The following is a 25600-nucleotide window of genomic DNA, read 5'->3' as shown; positions in this document are numbered from 1 at the left end:
CGTCTCCGCCGCACGGCGGAGACGGCCTCCGACCTCGGGCCGCGCCGCCCGGCGGCCCTGCCGCGCCCCGCCGCCTGGCGGCCCTGCCGCGACCCGCCGCCCGGCGGCCCCGCCGCGACCCGCCGCCCGCCCGGCCCGCCGGTCAGTCGGCCAGGCGCAGCACGACCTCGTCGGTCTCCTCGCCGCGCGCGTGCGCGAAGCCCCGGTCGTGGCCGACGACGACGAACCCGCACTTCTCCAGCACCCGGATCGACCCCGCGTTGTCCGCGGCGGCACGCGCGTGCAGCGGGCGCTCCGGCACCAGGTCGAGCAGCCCGCTCAGCGCGGCCGTGGCGACGCCGCGACCCCAGTACGCGCGGTCGATCCAGTAGGTGACCTCACGTTCCTCCGGCGGCCCGTACACGGCGGCGTGCCCGGCGAGGTCCCCGTCCACGAGGACGGCGCGGTTGAGGTCGCCGGAGCCCAGGACGCGTGCCCAGTGCGCGTCGAACCGGGCCCGGTCGGCGGGGTCCTCGGCCGCGAAGGCCGCCATACGGCGTGCCTCGGGGTCGCCCGTCATCGTGAAGAAGCGGTCGAGGTCCTCGGGCACCACAGGCCGCAGGACGACGAGCGACGTGCCGGCCATCAGAGCCTCCGGGTGGCGAGCGTCAGCCGGTCACGCGCGTCGAAGAGCGCGTCCTTGATCATCTGCTCATGGGCGGGGGTCAGCCGGGCCACCGGCACCGAGCAGCTGACGGCGTCCCGCGCGGGCGTCCGGTACGGAATGGCGATGCCGAAGCAGCGCAGGCCGAGCGTGTTCTCCTCGCGGTCCACGGCGTACCCCTGCTCGCGGATGCCGTGCAGTTCCTCGATGAGCTCCTCCCGGTCGGTGACCGTGTGTTCGGTGAGCGCGGGCAGCGTCTCCGGGAGCAGCTTGCGGACCTGCTCGTCGGTGTGGGTGGCGAGCAGCGCCTTGCCGAGCGACGTCGAGTGGGCGGGCAGGCGCCGGCCGACGCGGGTGAACGGCCGCAGATAGTGCTGGGACTGGCGGGTGGCGAGGTAGACGACGTTCGTGCCGTCGAGCCGGGCCAGGTGGATGGTCTCGGTGGTGTCGTCGGACAGCCGGTCGAGGGTGGGGCGGGCCGCGGTGACGACCTCGTCGCCGTCGATGTACGAGGTGCCGACCAGCAGCGCGCGCACGCCGATGCCGTAGCGCGTGCCGGTCGCGTCGGTCTCCACCCAGCCCAGTTCGACCAGGGTGCGCAGCAGCATGTACAGGCTGGACTTGGGGTAGCCGACGGCCTCCTGGACGGCGGTCAGGGAGTGCATGCCGGGGCTCCCCGCGAAGTACTCGAGCAACTCCACCGTACGGACCGCGGACTTGACCTGTGCCCCGCCGGCTCCGCCGCCGGTCTCGGCAGCGGTCTCGGTAGTAGACATCGCTCTTGACCCCTTCAGACGCCCGTTAATAGAGTCCCAGCATATTCATCATCAGGAACGCTGTTCAGAATACCGAACGAACGCGCGGGAACGCAGTCGGAGAGGACGCCGGTGTCAGCAGCACAAGTCTGGAGTGTCGACCCCCGAACCGGGAAGCGGCGGGAGCGGGTTGCGGTGGAAGCCACAGCCGGTGACGTCGACGCGGCCGTACGCGCCGCGCACGACGCCCGCGGCGCGCTCGGCGACCGCGCCGTCCGCGCCGCGTTCCTGCGTACCGCGGCCGGCCGGCTGGAAGCGGCCAAGGAGCGGCTCATCGCGGCGGCCGACGCCGAGACCGCGCTCGGCACGGCTCGTCTCACCGGTGAACTCGCCCGCACCTGCTACCAGTTGCGGGCCTTCGCCGACATCGTCGACGAGGGCGACTTCCTCGGCGTGATCATCGACCACCCCGATGACAGCGCCACCCCGCCCATCCCCGACCTGCGCCGCTACAAGGTGCCGCTGGGTGTCGTCGCGGTCTACTCGGCCTCGAACTTCCCCTTCGCGTTCTCCGTGCCGGGCGGCGACACCGCCAGCGCGCTCGCCGCCGGCTGCCCCGTCGTCGTCAAGGCCCACCCCGACCACCCGGAGACCTCCGAGGCGGTCGCCGCCGTCCTGCGCGAGGCCGCCGCCGAGCACGGCGTCCCCGAGGCGGTCGTCGGCCTGGTGCACGGCTTCGACGCGGGCGTCGAACTCGTACGGCACCCGCTCGTCGCCGCCGCCGGGTTCACCGGCTCCGTACGCGGCGGGCGGGCGCTGTTCGACGCGGCCGCCGCCCGCCCCGTACCCATCCCGTTCCATGGCGAACTCGGCTCCCTCAACCCGGTCGTCGTCACCGAGGCGGCCGCCGCCGAGCGCGCCGAGCAGATCGGGGCCGGGCTCGCCGGCTCGATGACGCTCGGTGTCGGCCAGTTCTGCGTCAAGCCGGGACTGGTGCTGGTGCCCTCCGGCGCGGCGGGCGACCAGCTGGTCAAGTCCCTCACGGACGCGGTCGGCGCGGTGGCGGAGGGCGTCCTCCTCGACCACCGCATGCGGGACAACTTCGTCGCGGGCGTCGCCGAGCGGGCCGCGCTGCCCGGGGTCGACGCCCCCGTCGCCCCGGGCGCGGCCGGCGACCACGCGGTGGCGGCGGGCTTCCTGACGGTCCCCGCGTCCCGCCTGGCGGCCGAAGGCGCGCACGACGTCCTCCTGGAGGAGTGCTTCGGCCCGGTCACCGTCGTGGCGAGGTACGAGGACGACTCCGAGGTGACATCCGTCCTCACCCGCCTCCCCGGCAACCTCACGGCGACGGTCCACCTCTCGTCGGCGGAGGCCGAGGGAGAGGGCGACGCGGCCGCCGTCCTCGCCGCGCTCACCCCGCTCGCGGGCCGCGTCCTCGTCAACGGCTGGCCCACCGGCGTCGCGGTCGCACCCGCCCAGCACCACGGCGGCCCCTACCCGGCCACCACCTCCACATCGACCTCCGTCGGCGGTACCGCCGTCGAGCGCTGGCTGCGCCCCGTCACGTACCAGTCCACCCCGGAGGCCCTGCTCCCGCCGGAGCTCCGCGACGCCAACCCGCTCGGCGTGCCGCGCCGGGTCGACGGCCGCCGCGAGAACTGACACCGGCCGGACGCGTACAGGCCAGACGCGTACAGGCCGGACGCGAATCGGCCGGGGGCGGGTGAAGCCGCCCGCCCCCGGCCGCGTGTCACACGGCCGCCCGGACGCCCTCCAGGAGGTCGGCGTCGGTGTAGGCCAGGCCGCCGATGCCCCAGCCTCCGTCGGAGGCGTGGAGGACGTTGATCCAGATGTCCGCCACGGCGTGGCCCGGCACGGTCAGCTCCTCGGCGATCGCGGTCGCCTCCTTGACGAACGCCGCACGGGTGGCGGCGTCCGGCAGCAGGACGCCGGGCAGCTTCAACTCGATCATCACGACCGGCCGGTTGACACCCCCGGCGTAGACGCGCGCGGCCGGCAGGACCTGCACCGTGCCGCCCACGATCGGGGCGAGGAACGCGTTGCCGGTCAACCCGCTGACCTCGATGAGGGCGGCGGTGAGCCGGGGCAGGATCTCGCGCTCGCCGGTTTCGGTGAGTACGCCCTGCGGGGCGGTGACGGTGATGGGCATGGGATCACGACTCCTCTGTCGACTCGCTAGTACGTACGTCCTAGCGAGAGGAACCCTGCAGTAGGATGGCCGTCCTAGTCAAGGGCGTAAGACCGGAACCGGGAGGCGGCATGGCCAAGGAGACCCGCGAGCGCATGATCGACGCGGCGGTGGACGCGCTGCGGCGTCGAGGGCTGGCCGGCATGTCCTTCACCGACGTCCTCGCGGCCAGCGGAGCCGCCCGCGGTGCGATCTACCACCACTTTCCCGGCGGTAAGAACCAGCTGGTCGCCGAGGCGGCCGCGCGGAACGGACAGGACGTCCGCGCCCGGCTGACCGCGCTGCCCGGCGCGGGCGCGGCCGGCCCCCGCGAGGTCGCCGAGGCGTTCATCGCCTTCGCCCGGCCGGTCGCCGAGGAGGCCGCGGGGGGCAGCGGCTGCGCCGTCGCCGCCGTCACCCTGCCGGCCGACGGGGACGGCAGGGAGCTGTGCCAGGTCGCGTCGGGCGTCTTCGGCTCATGGACCGAGCGGCTCACCGAGGCCCTGACGGCTGCGGGCATGGCCCCGGACGCCGCCGCCGACAGCGCGCACCTGCTGGTCAGCCTCCTGGAGGGCGCACAGGTCCTGTGCCGCGCGGCCGCCACGGCAGCCCCCTTCGACCATGCCTCCCGCGCCGCGCTCAGCCTGTTCCCCGAAGCCCCGGAGCCCCCGGGCCGACCCGGCCGGGTGTAGCGGGCGGCCGGGGGCTCGACGGCGGAAATGCATGAGCGGTGCGCCCGCCACGCGTCCTATCGTGTACCGCTGCCGTCCGCACCGGGACGGCCCGACGGGAGAGGCGGCGGAGTGCCGGACGCGTACGAGGTCATGCTGGACGCCGAGTTGAGCAAGGCGTTCGACGTGTGGTCCAGCTATCTGGACGCACGGACGGGCGAGGACCCGCGGGTACGTGCCGGACTGCGCGCCATGCTGGAGTCGGCCCGCGAGGCCGCCGCCGACGGCGAACCCGCCACCGCGCGGGCCGTGCTGGCGGACATGTACGACGAGGCCCGGGAGGCCGCCCTGCCCTGGGCCCCGTCACCGCCCCGCCCCTGCGAGGCCGACCGGCAGGCGCGCGACTACGCCAAGGACGCGCTGCCACGGGTGCTCCCCCTGGACCTCCGGGACCGCCTCGACGGCATCGCGCTCTTCCTGAGCGTCACGGGCCGCCGCCTCCGGACCGCGCCCGGCCTCGACGCGGCCACGCGCCAGGACGTCCTCTACATCACCGCCCGCGCCGGGATGGCCCTCGACCTCGCCCACCCGGCAGCGGCGCACCGCGAGCTGGACCGCCTCAAGGCGATCGCGCGCCGCTGCGGCGTCGAGCCCTGACGGGCGGTCGTACTCCCGCGTGCCACACGATGTCGCTCCGGGCGCAGGCGCCTGTCGGGGCACGTGGACCGACGAGACCACCTGCGGGGACGAACGCACGAGAGCCCCGCCCGCGCGGCTCGGGGGAGACTGCTTGGACGGGGGCTGGACGGCCCTGCAGGGCAGCGCTCAGCGTCTCGCGGACCTCCGCGCTGTGCCGACTGGGGCGTCGGCGGCACCCGCGCCATATAAGCCTCTCTTTGATGTGGTGGGTTGAAACTCGCAATTGACTTGGAGACTGGGCGCCTCCAGGGTGGTTCCATGGACACCTTGGGAGGCGCCGAATTCGCCCCGGCGCACACGTACTTGAACACCTCCAGCTGCGGCCTGCTGCCCCGCCGCACCATCGAGGCGATGAACGCCCTCATGGCGGAGACCGCCGCCGGGGCGCCCGGTGGGCTCGGGAGCCATGAGACCGTCGAGGCCGCGCGGGCCGCCTTCGCCCGGCTCGTCGGCGTCCGTACGGACCGGGTGGCCGTCGGCAGCTCGGTGGCCGTCCATGTCGGGCTCATCGCCGCCTCCCTGCCGGCCGGGGCCGAAGTCCTGCTGCCGGAGGGGGACTTCAGCTCCGTCGTGACGCCCTTCACCGTACGGCCGGACCTCAAGCCGAGGTTCGTGCCGCTGGACGAGCTGGCCGGGGCCGTGCGGCCGGGGACGGCGCTCGTCGCCCTCTCCGCCGTACAGTCGTCGAACGGCAGGGTCGCCGATCTCGCGGCGGTCCGGGAGGCGGCCTCCGCCCACGGCGCGCGGACCCTGCTGGACGCGACCCAGTCCGCGGGCTGGCTCCCGCTCGACGCGGGCGCCTACGACTACACCGTGACCGGCGCCTACAAGTACCTCGTGTCCCCGCGCGGCGCCTCGTTCCTCACCGTCACCGAGGACGCGCAGGACTCGCTGCTCCCGATCCACGCGGGCTGGTACGCCGCCGAGAACCGGACGGCCGAGAACTCGTACGGCCCCGCGGACCCGCTCGCCTCCACCGCCCTGCGGTTCGACGAAGGGCCCGTGTACCTCTCGTACCACGGAGCCGAACAGTCCCTCGCCCTGCTGAGCGCGGTCGGCGTCGACACGATCCACGCCCATGTCACCGCGCTGGCCGCGCGCCTGCGGTCCGGGCTGGCCTCCCTCGGGTACGCGCCGCAGCCCGGCGAGTCCGCGATCGTCGCCGTCCCGGGCCTCGCCGGCCGGCTGCCCGAGCTGGAGCGCGCCGGTGTCGTCACCGCCGCCCGCGCGGGCAACCTCCGGGTGTCCTTCCACCTCTACAACTCGGCCGCCGACGTGGACCGGGTCCTGGACGTGCTCGGCGGCTGAGCCCCGCGCCGGGTCAGGGGCACACCTCGGTGTCGGCGCCCGGGTGGCAGGACTCGCCCGTCTGCTTGCAGAGGTTCGCCTCGACCCTGTCCAGCAGCCTCGTCAGCTCGGCCCGCTCCGCCGGTCCGAGCCCGGCGAGGGTCTGCTCCTCGAGACCGGCCCAGGCGTCCGCCACCTCGCCGAGCAGCCCGCCGTCCTCGCAGGTCGCCTCGACGAGCACCGCGCGGCGGTCCGCCGGGTCTGGGCAGCGGCGTACGTGTCCGGCCTGCTCCAGACGCTGGAGCATCTTGGTCACGGTCGACGGGTCGAGATCCATCGCCTTGATCAGCTCCGACTGGCGTACGGGGCCCCGGTCCCAGAGGTACATCATCACGAACTCCTGGCCGGGGTAGAGCCCGGCCGTCCGCAGCAGTCGGCCGGCGGCGATGCGGTGGAGCCGGGCGACCCGGGAGATCGCGAGGCTGACCGGGCCGCCCCGCGCCGCCGTGGGCAGCAGCCCGTCGGGGCACGTGCCGGTTCGCGGCCCGGCGACCCGGGTGGCGGTACGCGGCTCCGCCTCCCCGGCGGCCCCGGCGGCGGTGCGCGGTGAAGGCGGCGACGGCTCGGCCGGTCCCGTGCCGGTTCGCGGGGCCTCCGGGCCGGTGCCGGTTCGCGGCGCCTCGGGGCTGGTGGCGGGCATCGGTCGTCCTCCCGGTCGGGTGCCTTCAGTCTATCGACGTCGGCCGCTATTGCTTGGTCGGCCAACCATTGGGGTAGGGTGGCGTCACCGGCACATAGTTGGCCGACCACATATTTCTTTGGGGGCATCCGTGACCACCGCGTTCGACCCGATCGACCTGTCCGGTACGCAGCTGTCCAACCGCATCGCCATGGCACCCATGACCCGGGGGCGGGCGGCCGGCGGCCGCGTACCCACCGACCTCATGGCCACGTACTACGCCCAGCGCGCCTCGGCCGGGCTGATCATCAGCGAGGGCATCCAGCCGTCACCCGCGGGCCAGGGCTACCCGAACACCCCCGGCCTGCACTCCACCGAGCAGACCGCCGCCTGGCGCACCGTCACCGACGCCGTCCACGCCGCGGGCGGCCGGATCTTCGCCCAGCTCATGCACACCGGCCGCATCGGCCACCCGTCGCTCGTCGCCGACCACCCCGGCGACCTCCACCCCGTGGCGCCGTCCCCCGTACGGGCCGCAGGACAGCTTTTCACCGCCGACGGCCTGAAGGACTTCGTCACGCCCCGCGAACTCACCGACGCCGAGGTGCGCGAGGTGATCGCCGACTTCGCGGCGGCCGCGCGCAACGCCGTCGACGCGGGCTTCGACGGCGTCGAGCTGCACGGCGCGAACGGCTATCTCATCCACCAGTTCCTGGCGCCCGGCACCAACCGGCGCACCGACGCGTGGGGCGGCTCCGTCGAGGGCCGCGTCCGCTTCGCCGTCGAGGCCGTCCGGGCCGTCGCCGCCGAGATCGGCGCCGCGCGCACCGGCCTGCGCGTCTCGCCCGGGAACCCGTACAACGACATCGACGAGCCCGAGCCCGAGGCCACGTACACCGCGCTCGTCACGGCGATCGAGCCGCTCGACCTGGCCTACCTGCACGTCCTGGAGGCCGCCCCCGGCACGCGCGACCTCACCGTCGCGCTGCGCAAGCGGTTCCCGGGCACGTTCATGCTCAACCCGTTCACCGAGGAGGCGACCGGCACCGAGTCGCTCGCGCTCATCGAGAACGGCACCGCCGACATGCTCGCGTACGGCAGGCTGTTCCTCGCCAACCCGGACCTCCCGGCGCGGCTCGCCGCCGGTGGCCCGTTCAACACGCCGGACGAGCGCACGCTCTACGGCGGCGACCACACGGGCTACACCGACTACCCGTCGCTGTAGCCACCGGGGGAGCGGGGCCCGCCACCGTTTTCAGGTCGGTGGCGGGCCCCGCCGCCGTGGACGCGCGGCTCACCGCACCGGGGTGAAGTCCCGTGCCCCGATGAACTCGGGCCGGCGCACCGGCGCCGCGAACGGCTCCACCGCCGCGTTCTCCACGCTGTTGAACACGATGAAGACGTTGCTGCGCGGGTACGGCGTGATGTTGTCGCCGGAGCCGTGCATGCAGTTGCAGTCGAACCAGGTCGCCGACCCGGCCCTGCCCGTGAACAGGCGGATGCCGTGCGCGTCCGCCAGCTTTGTCAGCGCCTCGTCCGACGGCGTGCCCGCGTCCTGCATCTGGAGCGACTTCTTGTAGTTGTCCTTCGGCGTGGCGCCCGCACAGCCCAGGAACGTCCGGTGCGACCCGGGCATGATCATCAGGCCGCCGTTGGTGTCGTGGTTCTCGGTCAGCGCGATCGACACGGACACGGTCCGCATCCGCGGCAGGCCGTCCTCCGCGTGCCACGTCTCGAAGTCCGAGTGCCAGTAGAACCCGGACGCGCCGAAGCCCGGCTTCACGTTGATCCGCGACTGGTGGACGTACACGTCCGAGCCGAGGATCGCCCTGGCCTGCCCGACCACGCGCTCGTCGCGCACCAGCCGCGCGAACACGTCGCTGATCCGGTGGACCTCGAACACCGACCGTACGTCCTGGGACGTGGGCTCGATGATCGCGCGCTCGTCCGCCCGTACGGCCGGGTCGGCGATCAGCCGGTCGAGTTCGGCGCGGTACACCGCGACCTCGTCGTCGGCGAGCAGGTTCTCGACCGCGAGGAAGCCGTCCCGGTCGTACGACTCGAGCCCGTCGCGCGGGCCCCAGACGACCGGGTCCTGACGAGGCGTCAACACCTCGGCGGCTCCGCGAGTGGGGTACAGGTCCTCCATGGTCAGTCCTCCTCCGTCAGCAGCGGGTAGACACCGTTCTCGTCGTGGTCCTCCCGTCCCGTGACGGGCGGGTTGAAGACGCACACGCACCGGAAGTCGGTCTTCGGACGCAGGGTGTGCCGCTCGTGGCCGTCCAGCAGATACATCGTGCCGGGCGAGATCCAGTGCGTCTCGCCCGTCTCGCCGTCGGTCAGCTCGGCCTCGCCCTCGACGCACAGCACGGCCTCGATGTGGTTGGCGTACCACATGGACGTCTCCGTGCCCGCGTACAGCACGGTCTCGTGCAGCGAGAAACCGACCTTCTCCCGGGCGAGGACGATGCGTTTGCTCTCCCACGTCCCTGACGCGGACCTCACATGACGCTCGGTGTTCTCGATGTCCTTGAGCGATCGGACGATCACTGCGGCTTCCTTCCTTCGTCCCTGTGTACGTACGCTTCGGGTGGTGCGGGGCGCGCCGTTTCCTCCGCCGCTGTCTCCGGCCGCCACTCCCGACCGCTCCTCCCGCCGTGTGGCGGGCCGTGTGGCGGGTCGTGTGGCGGGCCGGGTGTCGCGGGTCGTGTCGCGGGGCGGCTCACGCGGCCGCGCCCCGGGTCGTGTCTCAGGCCGTTTCGCGGACCGCGCGGGCCAGCGTGCGCAGCCCCTCGTCCAGCTCCTCCGGCGTGACGGTCAGCGGCGGCAGCAGCTTGACCACCTCGCTCCGCGGGCCCGACGTCTCCAGCAGCAGCCCCAGGTCGAACGCGCGCCGGCAGATCGCGTCGGCGCGCGCCTTGTCCGAGAACTCCAGGCCCCAGACCAGGCCCCGGCCCCGGTAGTGGGCGCCGTCGGCGGAGTTCTCGTCGCAGATCGCCAGCAGCGTCTGCTCCACCTGCTCGCCCCGTACGACGGTCTGCTTCTCCATCTGGCCGTCGGCCCAGTAGGTGTCCAGCGCGGCCGTGGCGGTCACGAAGGCCGGGTTGTTGCCGCGGAACGTGCCGTTGTGCTCGCCCGGCCCCCACACGTCCAGCTCGGGCCTGAACAGGCAGAGCGACATGGGCAGTCCGTACCCGCTGATCGACTTCGACAGGGTGACGATGTCCGGGGTGATGCCCGCCTCCTCGAAGGAGAAGAACGCGCCGGTACGCCCGCATCCCATCTGGATGTCGTCGACGATCAGCAGCATGTCCTGGCGCCGGCACAGCTCGGCCAGGGCCCGCAGCCACTCCGGGCGGGCGACGTTGATGCCGCCCTCGCCCTGGACGGTCTCCACGATCACGGCGGCCGGCTTGTTGAGGCCGGAGCCCTGGTCCTCCAGGAGCCGCTCGAACCAGAGGAAGTCCGGGACGCGGCCGTCCAGGTAGTTGTCGAAGGGCATCGGTGTGCCGTGCACCAGCGGGATGCCGGCCCCGGCGCGCTTGAACGCGTTGCCGGTGACGGCGAGCGAGCCCAGCGACATGCCGTGGAAGGCGTTGGTGAACGACACGATCGACTCGCGGCCCTTCACCTTGCGGGCCAGCTTCAGCGCCGCCTCCACGGCGTTGGTGCCGGTCGGGCCGGGGAACATGACCTTGTACGGCAGGTCGCGCGGGCGCAGCACCACGTTCTGGAAGGACTCCAGGAACGCGCGTTTCGCGGTCGTCGCCATGTCCAGGCCGTGGGTGATGCCGTCGCGCTCCAGGTAGTCGAGCAGCGCGCGTTTCAGCACCGGGTTGTTGTGGCCGTAGTTGAGGGATCCGGCCCCGGCGAAGAAGTCCAGGTAGGTGTGTCCGTCCTCGTCGGTGAGCCGGGCGCCCTGCGCGCGGTCGAACACGGCGGGCCAGCCGCGGCAGTAGCTGCGCACCTCCGACTCCAGGGTCTCGAAGACACTCAGGGCGGGCGGGGTGATGGTCACAGCGGTCACTCCAGAAGGGGGTGAGGGGTGGTCGGGGCGGCCGGGGCCGCTCAGACGGCCGGGGTGCCGGCCTGGGTGGTCGCGGGGGCCGACGGCGCGGACGGCGAGGGGGCCGGTGGCGCGGAGGGCGACGGCGAGGGGGCCGAGGGCGCGGACGGCGGCGCCGGGGTGTCGGCGGCGACCGGGCTGATGCGGTACAGCACCTCGGGCTCGTGCGTGCCCTCGGGGAACAGGCCACCGTCGAAGAGGACTTCGCGCTCCAGTGACGCGCCCCGGCGCTGTGCGAACGACGTGAACAGCCGGTCGGACGCGATGTTGTCCGGCGTGACGGTGGTCTCGACGGTACGGATGCCCTGCGGCGCCAGACGCGTGGTCAGCGCGTCCAGCAGCACACCGGCCAGGCCCTGACCCCGGTGGTCGTGGTCGACGGCCACCTGCCACACCACGAGCGTCCCCGGCCGCTCGGGCCGGACGTAACCGGTGACGAAGGCGACCGGTTCGCCGTCGGCGCCCCGGGCCACGAGCGAGGTGGCGGCGAAGTCCCGGCACCAGAGGAGGTAGCTGTACGAGGAGTTGAGGTCCAGGACCTCGGAGTCGCGGGCGATGCGCCAGATCGCGGCCCCGTCCTCGACGCGTGGCGTGTCGACGCCGATCGCCTCAGGGAATTCGCTCGGTGATTCGGTTCGGTGCGCCGTTCGGGACGCTGTTCCGGATGTGGTGGGTGAATCGGTACGGGCACGTGCAAGGTCTGCTTGTGCGGCGGTCATGCGGAGAAAACTTACCGAGCAATTTCTTTTATTGCATGGGGGTGAGGGGTTGGGTGACGTGCCGTTCTGTGTTATCACGCGGGCGTGAGATCCCAGCGAATGCCCTGGTGGATCGTGTCGTTTGTCCGGGTATTACCGGACGAAAGGGATGTGATGTGGAGTGCGTCACACTGCGGCAACCCGCTTGACATGTAACCGTATTGCCCGTCGAATCGTGTTGAAATCTTGGCGTTTAAGGCCGGGGAAACCGGGCAGAAGAATGCGGGGAGCTGCCCACTGGAAAAGGATGCCGGAATTGCGCCGGGAATTCGGTGTCGATTCCCGTTCCCCCCTTGTTCGGCCTCTGTTCCGGCCTCTGTTCCGGCTCCTGTTCCTGCGGCGCCGGCCCATGTCCGCCCCGCGTCGACATCCCGTCCGGCATCGCGTCCGGCATCGCGTCCGGCATCGCGTCCGGCACCCTGTCCGGTCGGCGCCCGCCGCGTCTCCGCCGGCCCTTCCACCGGGCGTTCCGTCGCGCTTCCGCCGCGCTTCCTCCGCGCGGCGACGGCCGATACGCCCTGGCAGAGGCGCCGGACCTGTCATCCTGGCCTCATCGTCGTCACGAACAGCGGTGGGTGGGGGGCCCGGCAGTGGAACTGCGTCAGCTGGAGTACGTCGTCGCCGTCGCGGAGGAACTCGGCTATGGCCGGGCCGCCGAACGGCTGCGCACCGACCCGGACAGCGTGCGCGTCCGGATCGCCCATCTGGAGCGCGAGCTGGGGGTGCGGCTCTTCGACGGCGCGTCGGGCCACCTGCGGCTCACCTCGGCGGGCGAACGGCTGCTGCCCGAGGCGCGGGCGGCGCTCGCGGCCGCCGCCCGGGTCCGGGAGACGGCCGCCGGTATCACCGCGGGCACCGTGGGCCTGATCCGGCTCGGTACGAGCCGTGCCTTCGCCGACCGCGTCTACCGCGCCCTCGGCACGCTCACCGCGCACCGCCCCCGGCTGCGCGTCCGGCTGGAGCGCGCCCCCCAGGCGGCGCGGCTCGCGGCGGTGCGCTCCGGCACGTTCGACGCCGCGCTCGTCCGTACCGTGGCCCATGCCGACGGGGTGGCCCTGCACCCCGTCTGGTCGGACCCCCTGATCGCCGCGCTGCCGGCCGGGCACCCCCTCGCCGACGACGATCCGCCCCGGCTGGAACGGCTGGCCGCGCTGCCGCTGCGGCTCGCCCCGCGCGAGGCCAATCCGGCCTTCCACGACCTGATCACGGCCGCGCTCCCGGACTGGACGCCGGGGCCGCCGTTCACCACCCTCCGGGAGACGCTGCGCGAACTCGCCGCCACCCCGCAGCCCTCCTGGACCGTCTTCTACCCGATGGGCGTCCTGGCGCCGACCCGGCGGCTGGTGTTCCGTACGCTCCCCGGCCTCCGGGTCCCCGTGTCGCTGGCCACCCCGCCGGGCCCGCTGACCCCGCCGGTGCGCGCCCTGCTGGACGCCCTCACCAGCGGCCCTGTGACCGAGCCGGATACGCCCGCGCGGGGCACCCGACCCGTCGTGCCAGGCCCCACCGCGCCCGGCGGGAGCAGGGTGCCGAGACCCTGACCCGCCCCCGACCCCCCGGCCCCCGCTCCGACCCCGCTACCGCTACCGCTACCGCCACGCCTCGTCCACGGCGCGCCGCGCCGCCGCCGGGGTGACCGTCGCGCCCGTACCGCCGAGTGCCGCGCCCAGGGCGTCCAGGCAGGCCCGTACGGTGTCCGGGGTGGCGTCCATGCCGTAGTGGTTCACCCGGATCATCTCCCGGGCGAGCGCACCGCCGCCCGCGACCAGCGGCAGCGACGGGTCCGCGGCCAGCGCCTTCGCGACCAGCTCCGCCGCGTCGACGCCCGCCGGGGTGCGCAGCGTCGTCGCCACCGGGGCGGCCTCCCGTGCCTCGTACACGTACGGCTCCAGGCCGCCGCCGAGGGCGAGCGCCCCCGCGCGGGTCGCCGCGGCGGCCGCCGCGTGCCGGGCCATGGTCGTCTCCAGGCCCTCCGCCTCGATGCGCTCCAGGCACGCGTCCAGCGCGAGCACCTCCAACTGCGCGGGGGCGTGCGGCAGCGTCGTACGGCCCCGGTCGATCCAGCGCTCCTTCCAGTCGACGAGCGACAGATACGAACGCCGGGGCGCCGCCGGGTTGGCCGCGAACCGCTGCCACGCGCGCTCGCTCACCGACACCGCCGAGACGCCCGCCGGGCCGGCCATGGCCTTCTGCGCGCCGATCACGCACAGGTCGACGCCCCACGCGTCCGGCAGCAGCGGCTCCGCGCCCACCGACGCGACGGCGTCCAGCATGAACAGCGCGCCGTGCGCCCGGACGACCTCGCCGATCTCCGCGACCGGGTTGGTGTTGCCGGTCGCCGCTTCGGCGTGCACGAGCGACACGAAGTCGATCTCCGGGTGCTCGGCGAGCGCCCGCTCCACCTGCTCGGCGGTGACGGCCGTGTGGAACGGCACCGCCAGGTCCACGACCGTCGCGCCGCAGTCGCGCAGCCAGTCGCCGAAGGTCTGTCCGTACGGGCCGGTGACCACGTTCAGCGCGGTCGAACCGGGCCGTGCGCCGCCGCGGATACAGCCCTCCAGCGGCAGCAGCGCCTCGCCCTGGGTGATCACCACGTCCTGCTCGGTGCCGAGCAGCGCGGCCACGCGCCGCTCGACGGCCGCGAAGCGGGCGGCGGTCAACGGGGGGAGGTCGAGGAGGGGGTGGACCACGGTGATCTGCTCTCTTCTCTCATACGGAGGCTGCGGCGAACGCTGCGACGGGACTGCTCCGCCGAGCGTACCCAGGGCCTCGTACAGTGCTGGATATGAGCGATCACGTGGTGCTGCATGTGAAGGGGCGGGTGCTCGTCGGCCCGGAGGACGTGCGCGACGAGCTGTGGGTCGTGGACGGTCGCGTGAGCTACGACAGGCCCGCCGTCGCGGCCGACATCAGGACGGTGACGGGCTGGGCCCTGCCCGGCCTGGTCGACGCGCACTGCCACGTGGGGCTCGACCGGCACGGCGCCGTGGACGAGCAGACCAGCGAGAAGCAGGCGCTGGCCGACCGGGACGCGGGCACGCTGCTCATCCGCGACGCGGGATCCCCGGCCGACACCCGGTGGATCGACGCCCGCGACGACCTGCCGAAGATCATCAGGGCGGGCCGGCACATCGCCAGGACCCGCCGCTACATCCGTAACTACGCGCATGAGATCGAGCCCGCCGACCTCGTCGCGTACGTCGCGCGGGAGGCGCGGCGCGGCGACGGCTGGGTCAAGCTGGTCGGCGACTGGATCGACCGGGACGCGGGCGACCTGGCGGCCTGCTGGCCGCGCGCGGAGGTCGAGGCCGCGATCGCCGAGGCGCACCGGCTGGGTGCCCGGGTCACCGCGCACTGCTTCGCCGAGGACTCCCTGCGCGATCTGGTCGAGGCGGGCATCGACTGCGTCGAGCACGCGACGGGCCTGACCGAGGACACCATCCCGCTGTTCGCGGAGCGCGGTGTCGCGATCGTGCCGACGCTCGTCAACATCGCCACGTTCCCGCACCTCGCCGCCGGGGGAGAGAGCAGGTTCCCGCGCTGGGCCGACCACATGCGCCGACTGCACGAGCGCCGGTACGACACGGTCCGCGCCGCGTACGACGCGGGCATCCCCGTCTTCGTCGGCACCGACGCCGGCGGCTCGCTGCCGCACGGCCTGGTCGCCGCCGAGGTCGCCGAGCTCGTCACGGCCGGCATCCCGCCGCTGGATGCCCTGTCGGCGACCACCTGGGCCGCCCGTGCCTGGCTGGGCCGCCCGGTCCTGGAGGAGGGCGCACCGGCGGACCTGGTCGTCTACGACGAGGATCCGCGCGCCGACGTCCGCGTCCTCGCGGCACCGCGCCGCGTCGTCGTGAACGGGCGGGTCGTCGACTAGGCCGGCCGTGGACACGGGTGGTGCCGTGGACACAGGTGGTGCCGTGGGCCCGTCGTGCCGCCCGCCAGGTGGTGCCGTGGGCCCGTCGTGCCGCCGCCAGGTCGTCTCGTGGGGAGCCGGCGGCCGTCCCGCCTTGACGGCACGTCAACCTTCCCGTCAACCGCCCGCGCCGCACGTCATGCGACCGGGGGGCGTCCGGGAACGTCCGTGCCGAAAGATTCGAATGCGTACGCGGAAATCCCCCTTTGGGGTGAACTCACGTCAGGTGCCCGCCCGTTCACCCTCCGTGCGTCAGGATGCCGGTGTCTCACGTCGCCGCACCGGCCGCACACGTGTCCCCGTGGCGGATGTCCGGCGACACCGTCTTCCGTGGGGGTTCCACCACCGTGAACAGCACCACCTTCCGCATGCCCGCACGCGGCCGTCGCGCCCAGGCCCGCTCCCGGCGCTGCGGCGCGGCCGCGGCCGCCGTCGCCCTGGCCGCCGCGCCCTCGGCCATCGCCGCCCCGGCCGCCCACGCCACCGGCGGCGAGGGCCGCGCGAGCGCCGTCGTCCTGCGGACGGAACTCGACGTCTCCCTGCTCGACAAGGGCGCGCGGATCCCGCTCGAAGCCACGCTCAACGAGGTCACCGCACCGGCGACGGCCGAGCGGACCGCGCTGACCGTACGGCTGGACGGCGTCCACCAGGGCGGCACCGTGCGGCTGCTGCGCGCCGACGCCGCCACCGCGAGGGCGACGTCCGACGCGCACCGCGCCGAGGGGTACGCCCGCCTCGCCAAGGCGAAGGTCCATGTCCCCGGGCTGCCGCTGCTGTCCCTGATCGAAGTCGAGAACGTCACGTCCCGGGCGGTGTGCGTGGCCGGCGAGCGGCCGGTCGCCGAAGCGAACCTGCTCGGCCGCGTGACCGTGCTCGGCAAGCGGGTCACCCTGACCGCCGACGGCCCGACCGTCGTCGGTGTGCCGGGCGTCGGCACGGTCACGGTCGACCTGTCCAGGACCCGTACGACCTCCCGTACGGCCGCCGCGACCGCGCTGGAACTCAAGGTGGCGGTCGACCCGTTGAAGCTGAACGTCGCCGCGGTCCAGGGGACCGTCACCCTCGCGGGGGCCACCTGCGAGGCGCCCGCGCCCACCGCCTCGGCCCCCGGCGGCGGGAGCCCCGAACCCGGCGCCACACCCGGGACGTCCGGGACGACGGGCTCGACGGGCGCGACGGGGACGTCCGGCGCGGCCGGTGGGCCGGATGCCCGGACGGGCGGCGAGAGCCCGGTACGGGAGGCGGCCGCGACCGAGACGCTCGCCGAGACCGGCGGCGGCTCCAGGACCCCGTACATCGCGGGCGCCGCCGTCGCCCTCCTCGCGGCGGGCGGCGCCTCCCTGGCCCTCACCCGCCGGAAGGCCCGTGCCCGGAACTGAGACCGGACCCACGACCGGCGCGGCGCCGTCCTTCCGGCGCACCGGAACCGGCCGCCGCCGCCCCTCGTCGAACGGGCGGCGGCGGCCGGGGGAGCCGGGCTCACGCGTACGGGCCGTCGTCCTCCGGGTGGTCGGTCGCGCAGCCCGCCATCACCAGCGCCTGGTCCAGGGCCTGGAGGAAGCGGTTCGTGGTGGCCCGGTCCCGGACCGCGAGCCGCAGCCACTGCGGGCCGAGCCCGGGGAACGTGTCACCGCGCCGCGCCGCGAACCCCAAATCCCGCAGCCGCTCCCGTACGACGTCCGCGCCCTCGATCCGGACCAGCACGAACGGCCCCTCGGCCGCCTCCACCGCCTGCACCTCGGCGAACTCCGCCAGACCCGCCAGCAGATGCGCCCGGTCCAGCGCGCCCCGGTGCGCCGCGTGCTCCGCCTCGGCGAGCGCCACGCGCGACATGCACGCCTCGGCCGCCACCAGCGCCGGCGTCGACACCGGCCACAGCGGCTGCGCCCGCTCCAGCAGGGCGACCGTCTCCGGCCGCGCCAGCACGTAGCCGATCCGGAGTCCGGCCAGGCCCCAGGTCTTCGTCAGGCTGCGCAGCACCACCAGGCCCGGCACGTCCGTCCGCCCGGCCAGCGCCTCGCGCTCGCCGGGAACGGCGTCCATGAACGCCTCGTCCACCACGAGCGTGCGCCCCGGCCGGGCGAGCCGCGCCAGGGTCTCCGCCGGGTGCAGCACCGACGTGGGGTTCGTCGGATTGCCGACCACCACCAGGTCCGCGTCCTCCGGGACCAGGTCCGGGTCCAGCCGGAACCCGTCCTCCTCCCGCAGCAGCACCCGCCCGACCTCGTGCCCGGCGTCCCTGAGCGCCGCCTCGGGCTCCGTGAACTGCGGATGCACGACGACGGGCCGCCGTACCGGCAGCGCCCGCGCCAGCAGGACGAACGCCTCGGCGGCGCCCGAGGTCAGCAGGACGTGTTCGGGCGGCAGCCCGTGCCGCTCGGCGACCGCCGCCCGCGCGGCCCGGCCGTCGGGGTAAGCGGCCAGCCCGTCGAGCGCGTGCGTGATGCGTTCTCGCAGCCAGTCCGGCGGCGTGTTCGTGCGGACGTTGACCGCGAGGTCGGTCAACTTCTCGTCCCTGACCTCCACGTCGCCGTGGTGCCTCAGGTCGTGCGACGGGTTGTCGTCGTCGATGCGTCTGCCGGTTCCGGTGTCAGTGTGCGTACTCATGGCCGCCATGGGGGTGGGTGAAAGTGGGGGGTGACCGGAAGGCCGACGACAGCGGCGGCCATCCGGTAGCGCTCCATGACCAGGTCGGACATATCCGGTGTGGACGTGTGGTGCGGGCAGTGACACGTACGCCGCCTCCCCACCGGGATACCCGTGCCCTCCGCCGGACAACCGCCGGAGGAACGTGGCTGTCAGTATCTCGCCTTACTCATGGACCACACAGATCGCGTGCATCACATTCTGCGGGCCGCGACCGCACAGGTGACCCGCCCGTTCGCCGCTTTCTGCTTCGGTACGAGGAGTTCGCCGCCGCCCGCGAGCGCCGCAGCCTCCGCCACCGACGGCGTCCCGGCGGCGGACAGCACGGCGTCCGAGGGATGCGGTACGGCGACCAGGGCCAGCTCCCGCGCGGCGTGGGCCCGCAGGGGCACGCCCAGCCGCGCCGCGGCCGCCACGATCCCCGGTTCCCGGGCCTTCGTGTCCACGGTCGCCACCTCCACGACACCGGCCGGCGGCAGCCCGGCGCCGCGCAGGGCGTCCACGACCGCCGCCAGCACATCGGCGGCGGACACGCCTTGGCGCGCACCCACACCGACGACCAGACCGACCGTCACAGCGGCCCCCGCACCGCGCCCGTCACGGCGCCCCGCCTCACCGCGCCCGTCACGACGACTCTCAGCGCTCGCCTGGCCCGGCGCAGAACCCGACGAACCGGCGCGCCGTCTCCGGTACCGCCGCCCAGTGCGTATGCACGTAACTCGCGTGCACCCCGCCCCGGACGAAGCCCTCCACCCGCCGTTCCGGCACCCGCATCCCCCAGGCCGGCGAAGGACCCGCGCCCGGCTCCAGCACCGTGCGGTGGAACTCGTGGCCCCGCATCCGCGTCCCGGACGCCGCCACCGGACTGTCGTGCAGCGCCACCGCGTCCCGGTAGCCCAGCGTCAGCCGCTCCGACATCCGCGCGTCCGCGTCCAGCACCCCGCACATGGGGCGGCCGTCCAGGGACCTGGCCAGGTACAGCAGCCCCGCGCACTCGGCCGCGACGGGCGCACCCGACCGTGCCAGCGTCGCGACCGCCTCGCGCAGCGCCGCGTTCGCCGACAGCTCGGGCCCGTACATCTCGGGGAAGCCGCCACCGATCACCAACCCGCGCGTGCCGTCGGGGAGTCTCTCGTCCCGCAGCGGATCGAACGGCACCACCTCGGCGCCGGCAGCGGTCAGCAGCTCGGCGTGCTCCGCGTACGAGAACGTGAACGCGGCCCCACCGGCCACGGCGACGACCGGCCGCTCGGCCGTGACCGGCTCCACGTCCGGCGACCACGCGGGCCCCGGCAGCTCCGGCGCGCTCCGCGCCAGCGCCAGCAGCGCGTCCAGGTCGCACCCCGCCCGTACCTGCTCGGCCTGCGCCCGCACCGCGTCCACCGCGTCGGCGTGCCGCTCCGCCACCGGGACCAGGCCCAGGTGCCGGGACGGCGTCGACACGGCGGGCGCCCGCCGCAGCACGCCCAGCACCGGCACTCCCGACTCGCCGAGCGCCTCGCGCAGCAGGTGCTCGTGCCGGTCCGTGGCGACCTTGTTCAGGATCACCCCGCCGATCCGCACCTCCGGGTCCCAGGACGCGAACCCGTGCACCAGCGCGGCCACCGACCGCGACTGGGACGACGCGTCCACCACCAGCACCACCGGTGCCTTCAGCAACTTCGCCACCTGCGCCGTCGACGCCAGTTCGCCCTGGTCGGCGGCGCCGTCGTACAGACCCATGACCCCTTCGACCACGGCCACGTCACAGCCGCGCGCACCGTGCGCGAAGAGCGGCGCGACCAGGTCCGTACCGCACATGAACGCGTCGAGGTTCCGGCCGGGGCGCCCCGTCGCGAGCGCGTGGTAGCCCGGGTCGATGTAGTCGGGTCCGACCTTGTGCGGCGACACCGCGAGACCCCGCCCCGCGAGCGCGGCCATCAGACCGGTCGCGACCGTGGTCTTGCCCGCCCCCGACGACGGCGCGGCGATGACGAGACGTGCTACCGCTACCACTCGATGCCCCGCTGGCCCTTCTGACCCGCGTCCATCGGGTGCTTGACCTTCGACATGTCGGTGACGAGATCGGCGAAGTCCACCAGCTCCGGAGGCGCGTTGCGCCCGGTGATCACCACATGCTGCTGACCGGGACGGTTCCGCAGCACCTCGACCACCTCGGCCGTGTCCACCCAGCCCCAGTGCAGCAGGTAGGCGAACTCGTCCAGCACGTAGAACCGGTACGTCTCCGCGGCCAGGTCCCGCTTGACCTGCTCCCAGCCCTCCCGGGCCTTCTCCTCGTGCGACGGCTCGCCGTCCTTGGGGTCGCGCTGGATCCACGACCAGCCCTCGCCCATCTTGTTCCAGGTGACGGTCCCGCCCTTGCCGGTCTCGCCGAGGGCCTTCAGCGCGTTCTCCTCGCCGACCTTCCACTTCGCCGACTTGACGAACTGGAACACCCCGACGGGCCAGCCCTGGTTCCAGGCGCGCAGCGCCATCCCGAACGCGGCCGTCGACTTGCCCTTCCCGACGCCCGTGTGCACCATCACCAGCGGCCGGTTGCGGCGCTGACGTGTCGTCAGACCGTCGTCAGGTACGACGGTCGGCTGTCCCTGCGGCACTATGCGGCCCTCCTGCTTCCTTGAACGTCCTTGACCAGCCCGGCGATCGAATCGGCGCGCAACTCGTCCAGCGTGACGGCGGAGCCCCCGAGGTTACGGGCCAGTTCCCCGGCGAGACCCAGCCGTACGGGCCCCGTCTCGCAGTCCACGACGACCGACGCCGTGCCGTCGGCGGCGTGCAGACCCGCGGCACGCGCCGCCAGCCGCAGCGGGTCCGGGCCACCGCCGGTCGCCCGGCCGTCCGTGACGACGACGAGCAGCGGCCGCCGCGCCGGATCGCGCAGCCGCTCCACCCGCAGCACCTCATGGGCCTTCAGCAGCCCCGCCGACAGCGGGGTCCGCCCACCGGTCGGCAGCCGCTCCAGCCGTACCGCCGCCGCGTCCACCGAGGACGTCGGGGGCAGCGCCACATCGGCGCCCTTGCCCCGGAACGTCACCAGACCGACCTTGTCGCGCCGCTGGTAGGCGTCCAGCAGCAGCGACAGCACCGCGCCCTTCACGGCGCCCATCCGCTGCCGGGCCGCCATCGAACCGGACGCGTCCACCACGAACAGCACGAGGTTGCCCTCGCGCCCCTCGCGCACCGCCTGCCGCAGATCGTCGCGCCGGACGACCAGCCCCGGGCCCGACCGGCCCCGAGCCCGCTGGTGCGGGGCGGCGGCGTGCACGGTCGCCGCGAGGTGCAGCTTCGTCAGGGCGCCCTGCGGGCGGCGCGCCCCGGTCGTCCGCCCCTGCTCGGTGCGGGCCCGGGAGCGGCGCCCGGCGGCACCGTCGCCGAGACCAGGCACGGTCAGCACCTTCGTACGGAACGGCTCGGCCGCCTTGACGGGTTCCCCCGAGCTCTCGGCTTCGCTCGGGCGGGGGGTACCCCCCTGCTCGGGGGCGGGGCCCGCACCGGGGGAGGGGGCGGCACCCGGGGACGACTCGGGCTCCGGCTGCTGCCCTTGCCCCTCTCCCGCGTCGGGCCCCTGCGACTGCGGCGGCACGCCACCACCGCCACCGGGACCATCCCCCGGACCCTCCGGGTCAGGCTCGGGCTCGTCGTCCCCGCCGCCGAACTCCTCCAGCGTCTGGTCCAACTTGTCCTCGTCCAAGCCCGGCGCGTCGAAGGGGTTCCGCCGCCGCCGGTGCGGCAGCGCCAACAGCGCCGCCTGCCGTACGTCGTCCACGGTCACATCGGTCCGCCCCGCCCACGCGGCGAGCGCCGTCGCGGTCCGGGCCATCACGATGTCGGCGCGCATGCCGTCCACATCGAACGCCGCGCAGGTGGCGGCGATCTGGCGCAGCGCGTCATCGCCCAGCACCACCTGCGGCAGCAGCGCTCGCGCGGCCACGATCCGCTCCCGCAGCGCGGCCTCGTCACCGGCCCAGCGCGCCGTGAACCCGGCCGGGTCGTCGTCGTACGCGAGCCGCCGCCGCACGACCTCGACCCGCTGCTCCGGGTCCCGCGAAGCGGCCACCTCCACGGTCAGCCCGAACCGGTCGAGCAGCTGCGGCCGCAGCTCACCCTCCTCGGGGTTCATGGTCCCGACGAGCAGGAACCGCGCGGCATGCCGCACGGAGACGCCTTCACGCTCGACGTGGGAGGCCCCCATGGCGGCGGCGTCCAGCAGGTGATCGACGAGGTGGTCGTTGAGGAGATTGACCTCGTCGACGTACAGGATCCCCCGGTGCGCCCGCGCCAACAGCCCCGGCTCGAACGCCTTCACGCCCTCGGACAGCGCCCGTTCGATGTCGAGCGCGCCGACGAGCCGGTCCTCGGAGGCGCCTACGGGCAGCTCGACCAACCGCGTCGGACGCGAGACGCCCGCCCCCCGCTCGTGCGGCCCGTCAGGGCACTCCAGGTCGGGCGCTTCGGGTGCGCAGGAGAATCGGCAGCCCGGGACGACGTCCATGGCGGGCAGCAGAGAGGCGAGAGAGCGTACGAGCGTCGACTTGGCGGTGCCCTTCTCACCTCGGACCAGCACACCGCCGATGTTTGGTGCGACGGCGTTGAGCAGCAGGCTCAGCCGCATGTCGTCCATGCCGACGACGGCGGTGAACGGATAGTGGGGTGCGTGGCTCATGCGAGTGCTCCGAGGGTTCCGGGTGCTCCGGGTGCGGCGGACGGTGCGGGTGTTCCGGGTGCTCCGGGCGGGATGAAGGGGAGTCCTGAGGGTGCGCCGGACTCGATGAGCTTCCACAGCGCGTCCGTGTCCGCGTGTTCCTCGATCAGGTCGCCGAGCCTGTCCAACTGCTCCTCGCGCAGCGCGCCGAACGAGGTGTCGGGCGCCGGGACGAACCGTCGCCCGGCGGCGCTGGCGACCTCGCGCAGGAACGCCCGGCGGAAGCCGTCGCTCTCCAGCGAGCCGTGCCAGTGGGTGCCCCAGACGGCGCCCACCCGGCAGCCGTCCAGGAACGGCTCACCGCCGGTCACCTCGGCGACACCGTGGTGGATCTCGTACCCCTCCACCCGCTCGCCGAGCGCCTCGCCCACCGGTCTCGCGAGGGTCTTCTCGGGCGCGAACCGCACGCGTACGGGAAGCAGTCCGAGCCCGGCCACCTCGCCCGCCCGGGACTCGACGTCGTCCCGGATGTGCTCGCCCAGCGCCTGGAAGCCGCCGCAGACGCCGAGTACGGGCCGCCCCTCGGCCGCGCGCCGCGCCAGCGCGTCGGCGAGGCCCCGTTCGCGCAGCCACGCCAGCGCCCTCACCGTGCCGCGCGTACCCGGCACGACGACGAGGTCGGCGTCCACGAGCTCTTCGGGCCGGTCGACGAACCGCACGACGACACCCGGCTCCGCGGCCAGCGCGTCGACGTCCGTGAAGTTCGACATCAGCGGTACCGCGCACACGGCGACGCGCAGCACGTCCTCACCGACCGGCGGCGCGACGACCGACTCGCGGACGGCCCCCCGCAGGGAGACGCGGAGCCCGTCCTCCTCGTCGATGCCGAGCCCGTGCGCGTACGGCAGGACGCCGAACGTCCGCCGCCCGGTCAGGTCGTACAGCATGTCCAACCCGGGCTCCAGCAGCGTCACGTCACCGCGGAACTTGTTCACCAGGTATCCGGCGATCAGTCCCTGGTCCTCCGGGGCCAGCAGCGCCGTCGTCCCGAAGAACTGCGCGAAGACGCCGCCCCTGTCGATGTCGCCGACCACGACGACGGGGAGGCGCGCGGCCCGCGCGATGCCCATGTTGACGATGTCGTTGCGGCGCAGATTGATTTCGGCGGGGCTGCCGGCGCCCTCGCAGACGACGGCGTCGTGCGTGGCCCGCAGCTCTTCCAGGCACTCCACGACCGTGCCGAGCAGCGCCTGCTGCCGGCCCCCGTGGTAGCCGCGGGCGGTCAGCTCGCCGACCGGCCTGCCCATGAGGACGACCTGGCTGGAGCGGTCGCTGCCGGGCTTGAGCAGCACCGGGTTCATCAGCGCGGTCGGCTCGACGCGCGCCGCCTGCGCCTGCATGGCCTGCGCCCGCCCGATCTCCGCGCCCTCGCGCGTCACGAACGAGTTGAGGGACATGTTCTGCCCCTTGAACGGCGCGACCTTCACGCCCTGCCGGACCAGCCAGCGGCAGATGCCGGCCGTCACGACACTCTTGCCCGCGTCGGAGGTCGTCCCCGCGACGAGCAGCCCCCCACCCCTCATGAAGTCCTCCGCTTCCACGCGCCGTACGCCAGCCGCCCGCCGGCGCAGACCGCCAGCGCCAGCACGCTCACCCGGCGCGACAGCCGCACCGCCCGTTCGATGTCCGCCACGTCGACGGCCCGTCCCTCCTCGTTCAGGACCGGCCGGTGCTCGACCCGCCCCCCGTACGAGAGGGTTCCCCCCAGCCGTACGCCCAAGGCTCCCGCGAACGACGCCTCCACGGGGCCCGCGTTCGGGCTCGGGTGCCTGCGGGCGTCGGCCCGCCAGGCGCGAACGGCTCCGCGCGGGTCGCGGCCCGCGAGTACGGCGAGCCCGGCGGTGAGCCGGGCGCCCGGCCAGCCGGCCACGTCGTCGAGCCGGGCCGACGCCCAGCCGAAGCGGCGGTGGCGCGGCGACTTGTGACCGACCATCGCGTCCAGGGTGTTCACCGCCCGGAACCCGGCGAGGCCCGGCACGCCGCCGAGCGCGCCCCACACGAGGGCGCCGACCACGGCGTCGGAGGTGTTCTCGGCGACGGACTCCACGACCGCCCTGGCGATGCCGGGACCGTCCAGCGCCTGCGGGTCGCGGCCGCACAGGTGCGGCAGCCGTTCACGGGCGACGTCCAGGTCTCCGGCGGCCAGCGCCCCGCCGACGGCGCGCGCCTCGCGCCCCAGCGACGTACCGCCGACGACGGCCCACACGGTGGCGGCGGTCAGCGCGACGGACGCGGCGTTCCGGCCCCGTACGGCCCGCGCGGCGAGCGCGGCGGCACCCACCGTGCCTCCGGCGCACACGGCGGTGTGCAGGGCGCCCCAGCCGCGATGGTCGCGCCACAACGTCCGCTCCACCGCGCTCGCGGCCCGCCCGAACGCGGCCACCGGGTGGCCGCGGCGGGGATCGCCGAGAAGGAGGTCGCCGAGGAGTCCGGCGGTGGCTCCGTACGCGAATGCTCGATCGGGTCGCATCGGCTCAGCCGACCGCTGTGCCGGGCAGACCGTTCGTGCACGAGGTTCCTGGCAAGGGGAAGAGGCTGCCGGACATGGCGCATTGTCCTCACTCAGGGTCCGCGCCCTGGCTCGACGTGA

General features: G+C 74.1%; 21 protein-coding genes and 2 pseudogenes. 8 read left to right on the top strand and 15 right to left on the bottom strand.

Annotated elements, in window-relative coordinates; translation table 11 throughout:
• Positions 1 to 142 precede the first annotated feature (142 nt).
• Both ACGF5U_RS00425 and ACGF5U_RS00420 read right to left on the bottom strand, forming a co-directional pair.
• Positions 143 to 625 carry a GNAT family N-acetyltransferase gene (locus tag ACGF5U_RS00425; protein WP_392714298.1) on the bottom strand — a complete coding sequence of 161 codons (483 nt, stop codon included), beginning with the start codon at positions 623 to 625 and terminating at the stop codon, positions 143 to 145.
• Positions 625 to 1419, bottom strand: coding sequence for an IclR family transcriptional regulator (locus tag ACGF5U_RS00420; RefSeq protein WP_392714300.1), 795 nt, complete (start codon positions 1417 to 1419; stop codon positions 625 to 627). The genes ACGF5U_RS00425 and ACGF5U_RS00420 overlap by 1 nt, the downstream gene beginning before the upstream one ends.
• Before the next feature lie 111 nt (positions 1420 to 1530).
• Here ACGF5U_RS00420 and ACGF5U_RS00415 point away from each other — a divergent pair, with 111 nt between their 5' ends.
• Positions 1531 to 3060 (top strand): aldehyde dehydrogenase (NADP(+)), encoded by a 1530-nt coding sequence (locus ACGF5U_RS00415; protein ID WP_392714301.1) that lies wholly within the window; start codon positions 1531 to 1533, stop codon positions 3058 to 3060.
• Between the two features lie 88 nt (positions 3061 to 3148).
• Here ACGF5U_RS00415 and ACGF5U_RS00410 read toward each other — a convergent pair whose 3' ends face one another.
• Entirely contained in the window at positions 3149 to 3568 is a 420-nt protein-coding gene (locus ACGF5U_RS00410) for a hypothetical protein (RefSeq protein ID WP_392714302.1), read from the bottom strand.
• Between the two features lie 110 nt (positions 3569 to 3678).
• Here ACGF5U_RS00410 and ACGF5U_RS00405 point away from each other — a divergent pair, with 110 nt between their 5' ends.
• From ACGF5U_RS00405 to ACGF5U_RS00395, 3 genes are all read left to right on the top strand, one after another.
• Complete coding sequence (locus ACGF5U_RS00405; RefSeq protein WP_392714303.1) at positions 3679 to 4278, top strand: TetR/AcrR family transcriptional regulator; 600 nt, start codon at positions 3679 to 3681, stop codon at positions 4276 to 4278.
• Between the two features lie 111 nt (positions 4279 to 4389).
• Complete coding sequence (locus ACGF5U_RS00400) at positions 4390 to 4914, top strand: hypothetical protein (RefSeq protein WP_392714305.1); 525 nt, start codon at positions 4390 to 4392, stop codon at positions 4912 to 4914.
• Between the two features lie 300 nt (positions 4915 to 5214).
• A complete protein-coding gene (locus ACGF5U_RS00395; protein WP_392714306.1) occupies positions 5215 to 6264 on the top strand; it encodes an aminotransferase class V-fold PLP-dependent enzyme in 1050 nt (349 codons plus the stop codon).
• A gap of 13 nt (positions 6265 to 6277) precedes the next feature.
• On the opposite strand, the gene ACGF5U_RS00390 is transcribed toward ACGF5U_RS00395, so the two are convergent.
• Entirely contained in the window at positions 6278 to 6760 is a 483-nt protein-coding gene (locus ACGF5U_RS00390; protein ID WP_392714419.1) for a MarR family winged helix-turn-helix transcriptional regulator, read from the bottom strand.
• A gap of 313 nt (positions 6761 to 7073) precedes the next feature.
• Here ACGF5U_RS00390 and ACGF5U_RS00385 point away from each other — a divergent pair, with 313 nt between their 5' ends.
• Positions 7074 to 8147, top strand: coding sequence for an alkene reductase (locus tag ACGF5U_RS00385; RefSeq protein WP_392714308.1), 1074 nt, complete (start codon positions 7074 to 7076; stop codon positions 8145 to 8147).
• Between the two features lie 69 nt (positions 8148 to 8216).
• Here the strand turns inward: ACGF5U_RS00385 and thpD are convergent, their stop codons facing one another.
• The 4 genes and pseudogenes from thpD to ectA form a co-directional block, all read right to left on the bottom strand.
• On the bottom strand, positions 8217 to 9071 hold the full coding sequence (gene thpD, locus ACGF5U_RS00380; RefSeq protein ID WP_392714310.1) for an ectoine hydroxylase: 855 nt from the start codon (positions 9069 to 9071) through the stop codon (positions 8217 to 8219).
• A gap of 2 nt (positions 9072 to 9073) precedes the next feature.
• On the bottom strand, positions 9074 to 9472 hold the full coding sequence (locus ACGF5U_RS00375; protein ID WP_392714311.1) for an ectoine synthase: 399 nt from the start codon (positions 9470 to 9472) through the stop codon (positions 9074 to 9076).
• A gap of 199 nt (positions 9473 to 9671) precedes the next feature.
• A complete protein-coding gene (gene ectB, locus ACGF5U_RS00370; protein ID WP_392714421.1) occupies positions 9672 to 10940 on the bottom strand; it encodes a diaminobutyrate--2-oxoglutarate transaminase in 1269 nt (422 codons plus the stop codon).
• 176 nt (positions 10941 to 11116) lie between these two features.
• A pseudogene (gene ectA, locus ACGF5U_RS00365) lies at positions 11117 to 11707 on the bottom strand (diaminobutyrate acetyltransferase); the annotation flags it as partial.
• 629 nt (positions 11708 to 12336) lie between these two features.
• On the opposite strand from ectA, the gene ACGF5U_RS00360 reads away from it, so the two are divergent.
• Entirely contained in the window at positions 12337 to 13287 is a 951-nt protein-coding gene (locus tag ACGF5U_RS00360; RefSeq protein ID WP_392714312.1) for a LysR family transcriptional regulator, read from the top strand.
• 48 nt (positions 13288 to 13335) lie between these two features.
• Here ACGF5U_RS00360 and ACGF5U_RS00355 read toward each other — a convergent pair whose 3' ends face one another.
• Complete coding sequence (locus ACGF5U_RS00355; protein ID WP_392714314.1) at positions 13336 to 14436, bottom strand: pyridoxal-phosphate-dependent aminotransferase family protein; 1101 nt, start codon at positions 14434 to 14436, stop codon at positions 13336 to 13338.
• Positions 14437 to 14531: 95 nt separating this feature from the next.
• On the opposite strand from ACGF5U_RS00355, the gene ACGF5U_RS00350 reads away from it, so the two are divergent.
• Complete coding sequence (locus tag ACGF5U_RS00350) at positions 14532 to 15623, top strand: amidohydrolase family protein (RefSeq protein WP_392714316.1); 1092 nt, start codon at positions 14532 to 14534, stop codon at positions 15621 to 15623.
• Between the two features lie 386 nt (positions 15624 to 16009).
• On the top strand, positions 16010 to 17041 hold the full coding sequence (locus tag ACGF5U_RS00345; RefSeq protein ID WP_392714318.1) for an SCO1860 family LAETG-anchored protein: 1032 nt from the start codon (positions 16010 to 16012) through the stop codon (positions 17039 to 17041).
• 100 nt (positions 17042 to 17141) lie between these two features.
• On the opposite strand, the pseudogene cobC reads toward ACGF5U_RS00345, so the two are convergent.
• From cobC to ACGF5U_RS00315, 6 genes and pseudogenes are all read right to left on the bottom strand, one after another.
• Positions 17142 to 18883 (bottom strand): annotated as a pseudogene (gene cobC / locus ACGF5U_RS00340) (Rv2231c family pyridoxal phosphate-dependent protein CobC).
• A 61-nt stretch (positions 18884 to 18944) separates the two neighbouring features.
• Entirely contained in the window at positions 18945 to 20303 is a 1359-nt protein-coding gene (locus ACGF5U_RS00335; RefSeq protein ID WP_392714320.1) for a cobyrinate a,c-diamide synthase, read from the bottom strand.
• Complete coding sequence (gene cobO, locus ACGF5U_RS00330; RefSeq protein ID WP_392714322.1) at positions 20297 to 20905, bottom strand: cob(I)yrinic acid a,c-diamide adenosyltransferase; 609 nt, start codon at positions 20903 to 20905, stop codon at positions 20297 to 20299. Before cobO ends, ACGF5U_RS00335 begins: the two co-directional genes overlap by 7 nt.
• Complete coding sequence (locus ACGF5U_RS00325) at positions 20905 to 22971, bottom strand: putative cobaltochelatase (protein WP_392714324.1); 2067 nt, start codon at positions 22969 to 22971, stop codon at positions 20905 to 20907. The genes cobO and ACGF5U_RS00325 overlap by 1 nt, the downstream gene beginning before the upstream one ends.
• Positions 22968 to 24533: a cobyric acid synthase gene (locus ACGF5U_RS00320; protein ID WP_392714325.1), complete on the bottom strand. Its 1566-nt coding sequence runs from the start codon at positions 24531 to 24533 to the stop codon at positions 22968 to 22970. Before ACGF5U_RS00320 ends, ACGF5U_RS00325 begins: the two co-directional genes overlap by 4 nt.
• A complete protein-coding gene (locus tag ACGF5U_RS00315; protein ID WP_392714327.1) occupies positions 24530 to 25480 on the bottom strand; it encodes a cobalamin biosynthesis protein in 951 nt (316 codons plus the stop codon). Before ACGF5U_RS00315 ends, ACGF5U_RS00320 begins: the two co-directional genes overlap by 4 nt.
• Positions 25481 to 25600: the final 120 nt, after the last annotated feature.

This window comes from Streptomyces sp. NPDC047886 (genome assembly GCF_043204435.1).
GTDB lineage: Bacteria > Actinomycetota > Actinomycetes > Streptomycetales > Streptomycetaceae > Streptomyces.
The sequence above is the reverse complement of the archived record's forward strand: the minus strand, read 5'-3'. Positions and strand labels throughout refer to the sequence as shown.

Excerpts from the sequence above, each read along its gene's own strand:
- ACGF5U_RS00405 (WP_392714303.1), top strand. The coding sequence starts at position 3,679 with ATGGCCAAGGAGACCCGCGAGCGCATGATCGACGCGGCGGTGGACGCG.
- ACGF5U_RS00350 (WP_392714316.1), top strand. The coding sequence starts at position 14,532 with ATGAGCGATCACGTGGTGCTGCATGTGAAGGGGCGGGTGCTCGTCGGC.
- ACGF5U_RS00420 (WP_392714300.1), bottom strand. The coding sequence starts at position 1,419 with ATGTCTACTACCGAGACCGCTGCCGAGACCGGCGGCGGAGCCGGCGGG.
- thpD (WP_392714310.1), bottom strand. The coding sequence starts at position 9,071 with ATGGAGGACCTGTACCCCACTCGCGGAGCCGCCGAGGTGTTGACGCCT.
- ACGF5U_RS00425 (WP_392714298.1), bottom strand. The coding sequence starts at position 625 with ATGGCCGGCACGTCGCTCGTCGTCCTGCGGCCTGTGGTGCCCGAGGAC.
- ACGF5U_RS00315 (WP_392714327.1), bottom strand. The coding sequence starts at position 25,480 with ATGCGACCCGATCGAGCATTCGCGTACGGAGCCACCGCCGGACTCCTC.
- ACGF5U_RS00395 (WP_392714306.1), top strand. The coding sequence starts at position 5,215 with ATGGACACCTTGGGAGGCGCCGAATTCGCCCCGGCGCACACGTACTTG.
- ACGF5U_RS00320 (WP_392714325.1), bottom strand. The coding sequence starts at position 24,533 with ATGAGGGGTGGGGGGCTGCTCGTCGCGGGGACGACCTCCGACGCGGGC.
- ACGF5U_RS00325 (WP_392714324.1), bottom strand. The coding sequence starts at position 22,971 with ATGAGCCACGCACCCCACTATCCGTTCACCGCCGTCGTCGGCATGGAC.
- ACGF5U_RS00410 (WP_392714302.1), bottom strand. The coding sequence starts at position 3,568 with ATGCCCATCACCGTCACCGCCCCGCAGGGCGTACTCACCGAAACCGGC.